Here is a 13,251-nt window from a genome sequence, read left to right as displayed (position 1 = left end):
ACTTTCGTATATAAGTGGAGCAGATAAAAAAGCTAAAAGCGTATACTTTTATTGTATAACCTTTTTATTTGCATAAAAATCAAACTCAATAGTATTAAAGTTGTGAAAGAAATCTTCAAAGACCTTTTGGCACAAAATATTCTCTCTTGTAGTTTTTCATTGGATATGATAGATAAAGAGAATAGTTCTAAAAAATTAAATAAACAAACTTCTTCTGTGGGATTTATTTACAGGCATATGGGTGAGACAATGCTACTATTCGGTTATTTTTTCGGGATTCCTAGTGAGATTCAAAATACCACAATGGGTCAACTAGATCAGGGTCAAGGCAAAGATTTTGAGGAAAGTAAAAAAATAATAGAAAAAGGGTATAAAATGCTAGATGACATTATAGAAAGCACCTCAAACGCTGGATGGTCAGAAATAATTGAAACGCCATTTTTTGGAGCGGTGTCCAAAGCAAAATTGTTTGCCCACATTCTATATCATAATTCCTATCATTCGGGCCAAATTGGGCTTACAATCAAGAAAGGGTTAAACTAATTTTTAACGCATAATTTCCTGATGGTCAAATACACAGTCATTTCATTGTATCTATCGTCTGTAAGGGCAATAAAAATCAAAAAGAGGTCATTTCGACCTCTTTTTTTTGTTTAAAAACCGCGTCCAATTTCTTGAAATGGGGGCATTTTTTGATCTTTCTATCTCCTCTTTTACAGAGTAGTGCCATCTACCCCACTTTTATCAAGTAAAATTAAATAATTGTAAAGCCTGGCGATGTATTATAATTAATTCAAGAATATTTATTAGTTTAGAAAAGATACCTGTGGAGATTAGCTCCCACAATAAAAAACGGAGCGTAACCGAAAAGCCTTATGAGTAGGAAAAAATAAACTCAAATACCTATGAAAAAACTAATTATCACCACTTGCTTGCTAATGAGCGTGTTCTTTACATTTGCTCAAACAAGTACAAAGCAAACATTTTATTTAGTAAACTATTACAAGGCCGACAGAGGTAAATCGGCGGAGTATATCAGCTTAATTAAGACGTATGCGTCGAAGATTTGGAAGGAAAAAATCAAACAAGGCGATGTATCTAGTATGACACTTTACAGTGTTTTGACAAGTTCGGGGAATCCTAACTATGACCTAGTGTCTATCCAGTCGGCTAATTCCATCAATGATTTTTCAAAAACGAATACCGCAGACTTTATGAAAAAAGCCTTTCCAAGTATGGATGAAAAAACCTTAACAGGCATGGCCAATATGTATACCTCATTACGCGTACCGGTAAAAACGGAGATCTACACGAATGTTACTGCGCTACGCGGTGAGGGGGAATACATGGAGGTCAATTTTATGAAATCTCTTCCTGGGAAAGATGGGGAATATGAAAGACAAGAAAAGGAAGTGTATCAGCCCATTCATCAAGAGTTTATTAAAAATGGGAATAGAACAGCCTGGTATTTTAATCGACTAATTGTCCCTTTGGCCGAAGGATCAGAATACAATTATGTTACCGGAAACCTGTTTAAAGATTGGGATAAATCGTATAGTATAACTGTGGATGAATATATGTCGACATACAAAAAACTATTTCCTAAAACTCCAATACCAGCGACTGCAAGAACGATGGTAAGAACAGATATTTGGAAAGTAGAAGTGAGAGAAAAAAATAATTAATATTAAATAGCTAAAAAATCTAAAAAGTCAAAAATGAAAAAGATCTTATCATTACTAGCGATCGTATTAATTTCGATCAATGTTGCACAAGCGCAACGTGTTTACTCTATACATTCTGTACGCGTGGAAGGGAACCTTCAAAATTTTGAAAAAGTCCAGATGATACAATCCAAAGTGGCACAAGCATCTGTAAATAGTGGAGATTTGTCGGGATGGATTTTTTTACAAGTTGTCAAAATGGATGGCGTGGATGATGAAAATGGGTTTAACTATGTTTTTGCTCAAAGTGCGGATAACATCGATAAATTATTAGATCCAAAATTTGCTTGGTGGACTAATAACGCAAAAGTTCTCAGCAAATCAGAGCAGGATGACCTCGCGCTTCTAACTACGTCATTCAAATGGACAAAAGACGAGCGAAATGTTTTCGTGACAGAAGATGATTTACCAGGAGCAGGAGAATATGTACAATTTAATTATGGTCGGCCAGCGAATATAACTGGTTTTATTTCAGAAAATAAAGCACTTTGGAAGCCATTCTTTAAAGACAATATGGCAAAATTGAATATGGGCGGTTGGGGAGTTGCCAGACGCCTAACCTCAGGTACGAGTTTAGGAAATACGACGATTATGACTTGGGACGTATTTAAGTCGATGAACGATTTAATGAAATATAGAATTGGCTTCCCATTACCTAAGGAAATGCTGGACAAGTCTAAAATGACTCAATATGATCCTAATGGATTTACGCACCAACAAATACTTAAGGTATTATCCTATACAACTGCTGCCAAATAATTTTTAATGGCCCCTGGAAACAGGTATCAAATTTTAAGGGATAAACGAAAAAAGAGGTCATACTGGCCTCTTTTTTCGTTTAAAAACCCCTATTAATTTCAGTAAAGAGACATTTTTGGCTTTAGCGAGTTAATTTTTATTTACGTCCCAGTAAATAAAGACGAGGATTGATTGCGACCTTTCTACAAAAATGCGTATCAAAAATACAGGCATTGGTTTTTATGATATATTTGGTGAAAATTTATTCTATAATATTTTTTTATAACTTCAATAAGTAAAATTTTAATCGTCAAATCAATGCATATTATCTCCATACTACTTATTGAAGACGAGCCGGATGTGGTCGATTTTGTTAAAAAGGGCTTGGGGGAAGAATCTTTCGAAGTGTCTGTGGCGCTAAATGGCAAAGATGGCCTTGAAATGGTATTAAACAACCCATATGACATCGTTTTGCTAGATATAATGATACCCGAAAAAAATGGGATAGAGGTTTGCAAGGAAATTAGAGAGCACGGAATTCAAACGCCCATACTATTTTTAACAGCATTAAATACGCCAGACAATATTGCTTTAGGGTTAAATTCAGGAGCGGACGACTACCTAGTCAAGCCTTTTAAGTTCAATGAACTTATAGCACGCATAAATGCTATTTTAAGAAGATTAAATTTGGAGAAAATGGGTGTCCCCAATCCCAAATCTAAATATTTTATTTCCAATTTAGTGCTTGATGATGAAGCAAAAATGGTTAGCCGAAATGGCAAAGACATCGCACTTACCGCGACAGAATATCGATTATTATTTACACTTCTTAAAAACAAGGGCAAAGTACTATCAAGAATGGATCTTTTAGAAAACGCGTGGGATATCAATTTCAACGTAGGTACTAATGTGGTAGACGTTTACATCAACTACCTTCGAAAAAAAATAGATGCTGATTTTGAACCAAAATTGATACATACGGCTGTAGGGATGGGTTATATTCTTAAAGAATCATGAGTAGTATACGTAAAATCACCATTCTGTTAATAATTTCAATAAGCCTGATTTTGTTTTTTTTGGGATCAAGCGTTTATTACTTTTTATCTAATTATTCATACGCAGATTTTTACAAGCGACTAGAGGCTAGAGTTAGTGTTGCAGAAAAACGCCATTTTGAATCCAATCAGAGATACGCCCAAGTATTAAAAACCATTAGGGAAGAGCACTTAGAATTACTTAGCGAAGAAAAAGAATACATATTATATTGCCCTAACGCAGCTGCAATTAAACAATTAGCAGAGGCGAATTCACTTCCTATTAATTTCCTTAAGTTAACTTACACGCAGCAATCTGCTAATTTTCAAAAAGAGGATGTTTTTTATTACGGAAAAAAAAGAGAAACGACGAAAGGTTTTTATTTCGTCATCGTTTCGGCAAAAAACTACTATAACACGCACCATTTAATTTTGCTGCGAAAAGTATTACTTGTAGGGGGCCTTATTTCAATTCTATTTATTATTTACCTCACCAATTTATTTTCAAAGAGATTTTTTGATCCAATAGATAATATAATTACTAAAGTAAATAGTATAAGTACAGATAATATACATTTACGATTAGATGATATTAAAAATACAGACGAAATCAAAAGGCTTACCACCACATTTAATAATCTTTTGAATAGAATAGAAATAGCTTTTGAAACAAACAAAAACTTTATTAGTAATGCTTCACATGAATTTGGCACGCCACTTACGGCTATTATTGGTGAGGCAGACGTGGCTTTATTGAAAGATAGAACTCCAGTAGAGTATAAGGAGGCCTTGCAAAAAATACTTAAACAATCAGAAAGGCTCAATAAAATAAGCCAATCCTTGCTTTTTTTAGCACAAATTGGATACAAGAATAATAAATTCAACAATACCATTTTAAGGACGGACGAGTTGATATTGCAAGCCAATGAAATCATGAATCAACTAATTCCTAAAAATAATATAAAAATAGACTTTGAGTTGTTACCTGAAAATCCTAAAAAATTAAAAGTAATGGGGAATAAAGATTTGCTCATGTTAGCCATTACAAACATTATGACAAATGCCTGTAAATATTCGAGCAATAAACCAGTAATTGTAAGTTTGGCTTCCACAAACAATGAAATAGTCCTGATAATTAAAGACCAAGGAATTGGAATTCCTGAGTCAGAATTACCTTTTATATTTGACCCTTTCTTTAGGGCAAGCAATACGGCCGCATATGATGGCTATGGGATTGGGTTACCTCTAACCAAAAACATTATTAAAATTCACAAAGGCGAACTTATTATCAAATCTGTGCAACATAAGGGAGTTACTGTTCAAGTAAAATTACCTATAGCGGCATTCTAAGTCGCTAAAATTTCTGTCCCCCTTCAAGCCAATTAGACCATTATCTACGACTACAATTTGGCTAGTTGCTTGGCTCTATTGTGTCTAGGCTAAAAATCTAATCAAATTCTAATCTTAATCTTAATTGGCTCTAATAGCGTCAGCTTATACTTGTCGTATTATTTATCAATCGCGCAAGGCATGGACAAGAAAATACTAATTCCTATCGACTTTAGAATAGAGTCTTTAAATACGCTAAAGTATGCTCTCGAAGAGCGAAAGCAAGAAAAATCAACGATCATATTAATGTATTCAGAGCACATCAGCGATTCGATAACGGAACTATTGTTTTATGATTCAGCAAAAAAAATTAAGGCATTAGCAAGTTCAGAGTTCAATGATGCGATAGCTATCATTTTGAACACATACGAATCTAGTCTTCATGCCATTAAAATAGAACTTTTTAATGGTATGAATAAAAATGCCTTCTTAAATTTTTATACAGCACAACGAATAGATCTTATTTATTTACCCAAAGATTATCGCTTGAAACCTCATAAAAACGGTTTTGACCCAATTCCCCTAATAAAAAAATCGAAAGTTGAATATAAAGAAGTGGCCTGGGCAAGCGACCATGCTTATGCGAGTAAAGATGAATTAAATCAATTATTTAAATAAACGAATATGAGCGAGTCAAAATTTCCAACAAGCCCATTGGGGCGAATAAAATTATTTTTTACTTTTTTTGATTCTCGATGGGAGGATTTGACGAAAGAAAATTGGTTAAATGTAGCTTATAAAGATTTGAGTGCCGGCTTAATCGTTGCCATGACAGCCATTCCGATGGCTATGGGTTTCGCTATGGCCATGGGAATGCGACCGGAACACGGCATTATAGCAGGGGCATTGGCGTGTGTAGTGGGCAGGACATTTGGCGGTTCAAAATACCAGGTTTACGGTCCTACTGCTGCTTTTATTCCGGTTATTGCAGCTTTAATAGCGAAGTACAGTGATCCAGCAAACGGTGGAACTTTTGAACAAGCGCATGGTTTCCTTGTTTTGGTATCCATTATCTCCGGAATTATCTTAATAATAATGGGTACATATGGCGTGGGTAAATATGCCAAACTTGTCCCAAATTCAATTATTGTTGGATTTACGGTGGGTATTGCGGTGGCTATTGCTGCGACAAACTTCAAAGATATTTTGGGGCTAGATAGCTTTAAAACATTGCTTGGTGATAGTTCTAGAAGCTTGAGTGAGCGAATTAATTTTATGTCGGAACACCTTCATTTAATTAATGGATGGTCAATATTATTAGGGCTAATAACGTTTATTTTAGCAAAATATCTCTTGAAAATATCTATTTATATCCCTGGCCCAGTAATTGCAATGGGTACAGCTACTTTACTGGCAGCCACGTTGTTAACAGATAAAAAAATTATTTTAGTTCGCGATTTATATGGATCTATCCCAAATAATTTCTTCAAAATACAAATGCCATTTTTGCCTGCTTTGAACGGAAGTGTAATGCTTGACATTGTATATTTTGTGGTTGGCATTGTATTTGTATCAGGCGTAGAAAGTGTTTTATGTTCGTCGATGGCTGATCGATTAGCTAAAAATGATAGAACGCCATTTAACCCGGACAAAGAATTTTTTGGTCAAGGGTTAGTTCAAATCATCACACCCTTGCTACAAGGATTTCCATGTACAGGCGCATTGGCCAGAACAGCAACAAGTATAAAAGCCGGCGCTACGACTCCTTTGGCAGGTTACTTTAAAGCTATCCTAAAACTCACCATGGCATTTTATTTGGCTCAATATTTGGAGTTAATTCCGATGGCTTGTATTGGTGGTATTTTGGTCTGGGTGGCCAGCAACATGATCAAACCATCTGAAATAAAAGAAATTAAACAGGCAGGAAAATTCGAATTTTCAATGATGATTTACACGGCAGTTATGGTACCAATGACGGACTTTTTAACTGGAGTACTTTCTGCATTGGTTATTTATTTTGTGGTGAAGTATGTTTTCAAAAAATAAAACCAGCCACTAGTAATTAATTTTATTGGGTGCTTTAAAATCAAATTGGTTTTGTAGTATCACAATATGAAAAATGGCTGCAACATTCCACCCTTTAAGGGAGCCCCCCTGAGCAAGCCATCCGTTAACTGACGGATGGCTTTTTCTTTCTCCATTAGTGAGCTTGGGGAGTCATATCTTTTGATTTTACCATCACGACTTTTTCTGAAATTAGGCTAGAAAAAAAATATTGTTCAGCGACTAATTATAAAGTTTCTGAGATTAGAAATATGAAATTAATTATTTGTAAGTACTTTAGTAATCAAAACAAATACCTATACAATGCTCATTGGTGTATTAAAAGAAACAAAAGACTTTGAGAACAGGGTTGCAATGACCCCCGATATTGTTAAACAGCTCATTAAAAAGGGATTTTCTATTCAAGTTGAATCGGGGGCAGGAAATGCATCTTCCTTTGCAGATCAAGATTATTTACATGCCGGGGCGCAGGTTGTTTCCAACAAAAATGTCTACAGTGCTAAGATTTTTTTGAAAGTAAATATTTTTACACTAGATGAAATAAAACAATTACCACCAGAAAGTATTTGTATCTCCTTCATGTATGCCTATACACAACCTTTAATTTTGAAGGCTTTGCTGGAGAAAAAAATAAGTGCTTTTGCTATGGATGCTGTTCCTAGAATTTCAAGGGCGCAAAAAATGGATGCCTTGAGTTCTCAGGCAAATTTGGCAGGCTACAAAGCCGTATTATTAGGCGCCAATGCATTAACAAAAATATTTCCATTGATGATGACTGCAGCGGGAACAATCACACCAGCTAAAGTTTTAATATTCGGTGCCGGAGTAGCGGGCTTACAAGCTATTGCAACAGGAAAACGTTTAGGCGCCATCGTGGAAGTGAGTGATGTTAGGCCTGAAACAAAGGAACAAGTTGAATCATTGGGGGGGCGTTTTTTAAGTGTCGAAGGTGCAGATGCCGTGAAAGTAGAGGGAGGATATGCGAGTGAAATTTCGGCTGAATTTTTAGCGAAACAAAAAGAGCTGATTGAAGAGAAAATAAAAGATGCAGATTTAGTGATTACCACTGCACTTGTCATAGGCAAAAAAGCACCCATTCTAATTACAGAGGAGATGGTAAAGTCGATGAAAGCAGGCGCAGTCATTGTTGATTTGGCTGTCGAATCTGGCGGAAATTGTAGCTTATCTGAATTTAGTAAAACGGTCGAGAAACATGGTGTGACCATCATTGGGGAAGCCAATTTACCTTCGTTGTTATCCACCAATGCAAGCCAATTATATGCAACAAATATTAGTGCCTTATTACTTCATTTAGCCAATAACGAAACTTTTCATTGGGATATGGAAGAAGAAATTACGGCAGGTGCTTTAATTACGCATCAAGGCAATTTAGTACATGCCTTCACAAAACAAATTGTAAATTTTTAAAGGATATTTCTTATGAATATTGAATCATTGATTATTTTACTCTACGTGCTTGTTCTGGCAAGTTACCTAGGGTTTGAATTAATCGCGAAAGTACCCCCTACATTACACACACCGTTAATGTCAGGTTCTAATGCTATTTCAGGAATTACTATTGTAGGTGCTTTATTGGCTTGTAATGAGCTTGGGTACACTACATTGAGTAAATGGCTAGGGATGTTAGCCTTAGTACTTGCCGTCATAAATGTGGTGGGCGGTTACGCAGTTACAGATCGGATGTTAAAAATGTTTAAGAAAAAATAATGATTTTAATTCAAGTTTTATATCTAATAGCTTCTGTATTATTCATCATTGGTATCAAGATGATGAATAAAACGAAAGAGGCACGCTCGGGTAATTTAGTCTCATCTGTTGGGATGCTTATTGCCATAATAGCCACATTACTGCAGATTAATATCGTATCCATCACAGAAATATTGGCATGTATGGCCATAGGCTCTGCGATTGGTTTATATTATGCATATAAAGTTGAGATGACCAAAATCCCAGAAATGGTTAGTTTATTTAATGGTTTTGGGGGAATAGCATCGGTGGCTGTAGCGGCGTCTGATTTTTGGCTTAAAACAAATGTTAATATGGTACAAATGGGGATCATCATTACCATCAGTATCATTTTAAGCGTTTTTATTGGGGCAATTACATTCACGGGATCAATGGTTGCATTTTTAAAGCTAAATGGAAAGATAACGGGCAACCCAATTACATTTAAAGGACAGCATTTAATCAATTTAATTTTATTGCTTGTCTTCATTGGGGCCTCCGTTTTTGCAGTAGCGAATCAGCTAGATACGTCTATAATAATTGTTTTAACTGCTATTTCATTGCTACTTGGCGTATTAACCGTTTTGCCCATTGGTGGAGCAGATATGCCCGTGGTAATTTCCTTGCTTAATTCATATTCAGGCATGGCTGCATGTGCTACAGGCTTTATATTGAATAATAATGTATTGATTGTTGCGGGCTCCTTAGTAGGTGCGTCTGGAATTATCCTGACACAAATTATGTGCAAGGCCATGAATCGTTCATTGATCAATGTTTTATTAGGAGGGTTTGGACAGACAATTACTAAAGTAGAGGCCGACGGTCCAGAAATTATTGTCAAAGAAGTAGGTGTAGAAGAAGCCGCGATGTTATTTGATGGGGCGTCTTCTGTGATTGTTGTTCCAGGATATGGCATGGCCGTAGCGCAGGCGCAGCACGTAGTTCGCGAATTGTATGAATTGTGTGAAAAAAGAAATATTGAATTCAAATTTGCCATCCATCCTGTAGCAGGCAGAATGCCAGGGCACATGAATGTATTATTGGCCGAAGCCAATATACCCTATGATAAACTTATTGAAATGGAACAGATCAATGATGAGTTTTCAAATACAGATTTAGTATTTGTTGTAGGTGCAAATGATGTGGTTAATCCTGCAGCGCAGACCAATCCAAAGAGCCCTATTTATGGAATGCCTATTTTAAATGCAAGTAAAGCAAGAACTGTCATCGTAAGTAAGAGAAGTATGGGGAAAGGATACGCAGGAGTGGAAAATGAATTGTTTGGATACCCTAATTGCCTCATGTTATTTGGTGATGCCAAGCAGACAATTGCGAAACTAGTGATGGAGTTAAAAGAACTTTAGTGCCCTTTAGATTAATCGTTTATCCATAACGGCTCGGATCCGGGCAGTTATGGGCATAATATTCGGCATCCCGCTGCGAACAAACGCCCGGATAATCACCTTTCAAGCCTTGCATATCACGAATCAATTGGAAATGCAGATGTGGCGGCCATCCCCCATTTTCATCCGAATTTCCCAGGTGGCAAAGCTTTTGTCCAGCACTTATCGGCAATCCTATTTCTAGTTGGCTTAAATCACCCATCGACAGGTGCCCATATAAACTGTAGATATTTTCCGCCGGGTGATGTAAAATGATCGTTGGCCCATAATTACCAGCCCCATGATTCACCTGAAAACTACTCACTTCACCGTCTAATGGCGCAAAGACAGGTGTTCCCGCTTTCGTCCAAAAATCCATCCCCAGGTGAATGTTTCTAAAATCAGCTGAAGATGTTGCGAAATTAGCATAGGTCTCATAAATAACCCGGTGTTCCAGGTATCCGCCAAAACCAATCTTATCACCAATCTTCGACTCGATGTACGCCTTAAATGCGATGTCATTCCCATAGATTGATGGAAGTAAGTCCAAATTCGTAGCACTTAAATCAAGTGCGACACAAGTGCTATCAGATATGGGTTTCCCAAAAAGTCGGTCAATCATGCGGGTATAAATTCCTCTAATGTATCGTAAATCCTATTTTCTTATGCTCCATATTTCATGGATGGGATCTCCCTTGCTTGACAAGCCGGAGTGTTCCCAATCACCATCTTTTAATGCATAATTGAATTTTAAACGAAGACCTACTCTCGTCTCATCTTTCGAAAAGAACTCAATACGCTCCGCATATTCACCTTGTTGGGTCGTGTAGGTACCACCCCCAGTTCCCAGGAATTGCTTCGTATCGGTATCGTAAGCGATCCATTGAAATCGAGTTCCTGATAAAATCTTCATCGTTTTTCTGGCTACACTAGTGTCGCGTTTTTGCACTTTACCATCCGTGATTCTTCCCGACATCAGCCATGCGCCTTGAAGTACACCAGGCTTGCCGTCATCGATTCTTCTAAATTTTTTCTTGCTGCCTATGATGGTGAGGGAATCATCTGTAATTGCTATTTTAAAGCTGACCTCTGTGCCAACGAGCGCAGCATTATCCGTGTGAAATTCTCGTTTTTCGGTCATGACGTCCCCATTCAACTTCCATGTTCCACCATTGGCATGGATAAACTTGCCGTTACTTGCATTGTATATGGTCAATACCTGATAGCCATCGGCAAAAATGACAACACTTTTTAGCGTGTCTCCACGTTCAGAAATAGATTTAGATTCCCAAGCGCCTAACGGGCTTTGGGCATGAACCCCAATAGACAGGGTTGCGCAGACCATTAATAGTATGATTTTTTTCATCGTGTTAAACTGATTTGGTTAAATTCTATGTCATTAATTTCCTAATAGCCACTCAAATACATTGAGATTCTTAATTCCACTTCGATCTTGTTTGAAGGAGTCAGTTGTTAATAGGTATTTTGGGTAATTGTCTGTTATTCTTTCTAATGCGGAAAACTCTCGTTCTATGGTATTTTCGGAGGCTAGTTGCCATGCGATTTGGTAATATTCGATTTCGCCAGTAGGACTTATACCGACAAAATCGATTTCTGTATTTCGCGCTGTTCCTGTCCAAACCTTATATCCTCTTCGGATAAGTTCCAAATAAACGACATTTTCCAATATGTGAACGCACTATTATCAAAACTTGTAAATTTTGCAAGTTTTGATAATAGTGGTTTGTTTCTATTTCGCCACCAAAAACTTATTCACATCTAACCAATGCACAAACGCATCAAACCATTTATTGCTCGTTCTATTCGGATTGCCCAGGCCAAAGCCATGTCCCCCATTTTGGTATAAATGAAATTCCACGGGTCTGCCGGCTTTGAACCAAGATTCAATCACACCAAATTGGGAGTTAAACAAGAAATCATCAGAGGCGATGGCATTAAACATCGGGGGAGCGTTTTTAGGCACTTTTACGGGTCCCATCCCCCCATATATCGGACCAATAAATGCGAGCGTCATCGTTTTTGAATGTAAGGTAGCGTGCATCGTTAAACCCGCTCCAGCAGAGAATCCAATCATGCCAATGCGCTCCTTATCCACGCCCCAGGCTGCGGCATTATTTAGGATCATCGCATAGGCTGCCTCAGCATCTGCGAGCTGGTTGGTTAAATCCATTTGAGCCATTGGATTGGTATTCTTTGCCGTGCTGTCTGTCTTTTGAGGAGCCGGGCGCGGGCGGTTCATCCAAGCCGTAAAATCGTCCAATTTTTCTGGGGTTGGGAATAAGCGGTATTTTAACACAAAGGCAGTTATGCCTTTTTTGGCAAGGGCTTCGGCCACTTCCCAACCTTCATTTCCCATGGAAAGCCAACGGTACCCCCCGCCTGGAGCAACGATGACAGCTGCGCCATTTGCCTTACCCTTTTCTGGAAAGAAGGGCGTTAATGTGGCAGTTGATATATTGCGGGCCATCGGATCTCCCCACTGACGAAACCACGTTTCTGGTGCAGGCTGGTCCTTTACGGCGCCCGTATTTAAGGGAATGGCATTGGGTTCTTTGGGAGTTTCAAGCGGATAAATGGTTCCATCTTGAGCGCTAGCGGAGAATGCTAGACAGGAAATAAGTGCAAATAGGAGTGATTTCATAGGTTTTACAGGTTTACATCAACAAGGTAAATACTTTAAAATGCAATTATTGTCATTGTTTATCAGGCAATAATCTAAAACTTGATCATTAGTAAGGCGATTTACAATCCGACCAAATGTATAAATCATTTGGACCATTGCTTTTATTTTTATAGGATTTTTGGCCCCAGGCTCAGTGTATTTACTAGTTGTAAGAAAGTAGGCATCTACATATCCCCAACAAATCACATTGTCTATGAACAAATTATATAACCATTAAGTAAATGAATAGGTTTGCTTTAAGTCTTTTTGATAGCCTTTTTAACCCGGTTTTAACAACAAAACTAGTCTCATAAAAATTATTCAAGAATTCAATTATAATATTTTTATAAAAAATTTAACTATCCTATGCTCATGTAAGGATAGTTGGCGCTCACTTAGGTGTTATAATTGTGTCCAAAGTAGTATTATTATTGTATATAGGTATCTTTTTCAAATCCTTTAAACCTTAAATTTTTAACTATGAAAAACATTTCAACGATTCATCGAATTGGAATTCGGTCAATGGGAATTTTCCTAGGGCTGTTTTTAAT

At 37.2% G+C, this 13,251-nt stretch carries 14 protein-coding genes; 10 read left to right on the top strand and 4 right to left on the bottom strand.

The annotated features are described in order from the left end of the window. The first annotated feature begins 102 nt into the window (after positions 1-102). From AC1W6K_RS00950 to AC1W6K_RS00905, 10 genes are all read left to right on the top strand, one after another. Positions 103-543, top strand: coding sequence for a DinB family protein (locus tag AC1W6K_RS00950; RefSeq protein ID WP_481946100.1), 441 nt, complete (start codon positions 103-105; stop codon positions 541-543). 362 nt (positions 544-905) lie between these two features. Beyond that, on the top strand, positions 906-1,685 hold the full coding sequence (locus AC1W6K_RS00945) for a hypothetical protein (protein ID WP_481946099.1): 780 nt from the start codon (positions 906-908) through the stop codon (positions 1,683-1,685). 33 nt (positions 1,686-1,718) lie between these two features. After that, entirely contained in the window at positions 1,719-2,483 is a 765-nt protein-coding gene (locus tag AC1W6K_RS00940; RefSeq protein ID WP_481946098.1) for a hypothetical protein, read from the top strand. A 297-nt stretch (positions 2,484-2,780) separates the two neighbouring features. Next, positions 2,781-3,479: a response regulator transcription factor gene (locus AC1W6K_RS00935; RefSeq protein ID WP_481718979.1), complete on the top strand. Its 699-nt coding sequence runs from the start codon at positions 2,781-2,783 to the stop codon at positions 3,477-3,479. Further along, positions 3,476-4,846, top strand: coding sequence for a sensor histidine kinase (locus AC1W6K_RS00930; protein WP_481946097.1), 1,371 nt, complete (start codon positions 3,476-3,478; stop codon positions 4,844-4,846). Before AC1W6K_RS00935 ends, AC1W6K_RS00930 begins: the two co-directional genes overlap by 4 nt. A gap of 180 nt (positions 4,847-5,026) precedes the next feature. After that, complete coding sequence (locus AC1W6K_RS00925; RefSeq protein ID WP_481718981.1) at positions 5,027-5,503, top strand: adenine nucleotide alpha hydrolase family protein; 477 nt, start codon at positions 5,027-5,029, stop codon at positions 5,501-5,503. Positions 5,504-5,509: 6 nt separating this feature from the next. Further along, positions 5,510-6,871: a SulP family inorganic anion transporter gene (locus AC1W6K_RS00920; RefSeq protein WP_481946096.1), complete on the top strand. Its 1,362-nt coding sequence runs from the start codon at positions 5,510-5,512 to the stop codon at positions 6,869-6,871. 321 nt (positions 6,872-7,192) lie between these two features. Continuing rightward, positions 7,193-8,317, top strand: coding sequence for a Re/Si-specific NAD(P)(+) transhydrogenase subunit alpha (locus tag AC1W6K_RS00915; RefSeq protein ID WP_481718983.1), 1,125 nt, complete (start codon positions 7,193-7,195; stop codon positions 8,315-8,317). Positions 8,318-8,329: 12 nt separating this feature from the next. Beyond that, positions 8,330-8,617 carry an NAD(P) transhydrogenase subunit alpha part 2 gene (locus AC1W6K_RS00910; protein ID WP_395783632.1) on the top strand — a complete coding sequence of 96 codons (288 nt, stop codon included), beginning with the start codon at positions 8,330-8,332 and terminating at the stop codon, positions 8,615-8,617. Further along, complete coding sequence (locus AC1W6K_RS00905; RefSeq protein ID WP_481946095.1) at positions 8,617-9,999, top strand: NAD(P)(+) transhydrogenase (Re/Si-specific) subunit beta; 1,383 nt, start codon at positions 8,617-8,619, stop codon at positions 9,997-9,999. Before AC1W6K_RS00910 ends, AC1W6K_RS00905 begins: the two co-directional genes overlap by 1 nt. Positions 10,000-10,018: 19 nt before the next feature. On the opposite strand, the gene AC1W6K_RS00900 is transcribed toward AC1W6K_RS00905, so the two are convergent. From AC1W6K_RS00900 to AC1W6K_RS00885, 4 genes are all read right to left on the bottom strand, one after another. Further along, complete coding sequence (locus AC1W6K_RS00900) at positions 10,019-10,639, bottom strand: peptidoglycan DD-metalloendopeptidase family protein (RefSeq protein ID WP_481946094.1); 621 nt, start codon at positions 10,637-10,639, stop codon at positions 10,019-10,021. 33 nt (positions 10,640-10,672) lie between these two features. Next, positions 10,673-11,383 carry a membrane or secreted protein gene (locus AC1W6K_RS00895; protein ID WP_481718986.1) on the bottom strand — a complete coding sequence of 237 codons (711 nt, stop codon included), beginning with the start codon at positions 11,381-11,383 and terminating at the stop codon, positions 10,673-10,675. Positions 11,384-11,416: 33 nt separating this feature from the next. Further along, the gene (locus tag AC1W6K_RS00890) at positions 11,417-11,686 is read right to left on the bottom strand and encodes a hypothetical protein (protein WP_481946093.1); all 270 of its coding nucleotides are present in this window, start codon (positions 11,684-11,686) and stop codon (positions 11,417-11,419) included. Between the two features lie 81 nt (positions 11,687-11,767). Then, a complete protein-coding gene (locus AC1W6K_RS00885) occupies positions 11,768-12,679 on the bottom strand; it encodes an alpha/beta hydrolase (protein ID WP_481946092.1) in 912 nt (303 codons plus the stop codon). Positions 12,680-13,251 lie beyond the last annotated feature (572 nt).

The sequence above is a fragment of the Aquirufa sp. genome (genome assembly GCF_964796385.1).
The sequence above is the reverse complement of the archived record's forward strand: the minus strand, read 5'-3'. Positions and strand labels throughout refer to the sequence as shown.

Bases quoted from the DNA above. Each gene is read 5' to 3' on its own strand.
- AC1W6K_RS00945 (WP_481946099.1), top strand. From the start codon at position 906: ATGAAAAAACTAATTATCACCACTTGCTTGCTAATGAGCGTGTTCTTT.
- AC1W6K_RS00940 (WP_481946098.1), top strand. From the start codon at position 1,719: ATGAAAAAGATCTTATCATTACTAGCGATCGTATTAATTTCGATCAAT.
- AC1W6K_RS00935 (WP_481718979.1), top strand. From the start codon at position 2,781: ATGCATATTATCTCCATACTACTTATTGAAGACGAGCCGGATGTGGTC.
- AC1W6K_RS00930 (WP_481946097.1), top strand. From the start codon at position 3,476: ATGAGTAGTATACGTAAAATCACCATTCTGTTAATAATTTCAATAAGC.
- AC1W6K_RS00925 (WP_481718981.1), top strand. From the start codon at position 5,027: ATGGACAAGAAAATACTAATTCCTATCGACTTTAGAATAGAGTCTTTA.
- AC1W6K_RS00920 (WP_481946096.1), top strand. From the start codon at position 5,510: ATGAGCGAGTCAAAATTTCCAACAAGCCCATTGGGGCGAATAAAATTA.
- AC1W6K_RS00915 (WP_481718983.1), top strand. From the start codon at position 7,193: ATGCTCATTGGTGTATTAAAAGAAACAAAAGACTTTGAGAACAGGGTT.
- AC1W6K_RS00910 (WP_395783632.1), top strand. From the start codon at position 8,330: ATGAATATTGAATCATTGATTATTTTACTCTACGTGCTTGTTCTGGCA.
- AC1W6K_RS00905 (WP_481946095.1), top strand. From the start codon at position 8,617: ATGATTTTAATTCAAGTTTTATATCTAATAGCTTCTGTATTATTCATC.
- AC1W6K_RS00900 (WP_481946094.1), bottom strand. From the start codon at position 10,639: ATGATTGACCGACTTTTTGGGAAACCCATATCTGATAGCACTTGTGTC.
- AC1W6K_RS00895 (WP_481718986.1), bottom strand. From the start codon at position 11,383: ATGAAAAAAATCATACTATTAATGGTCTGCGCAACCCTGTCTATTGGG.
- AC1W6K_RS00885 (WP_481946092.1), bottom strand. From the start codon at position 12,679: ATGAAATCACTCCTATTTGCACTTATTTCCTGTCTAGCATTCTCCGCT.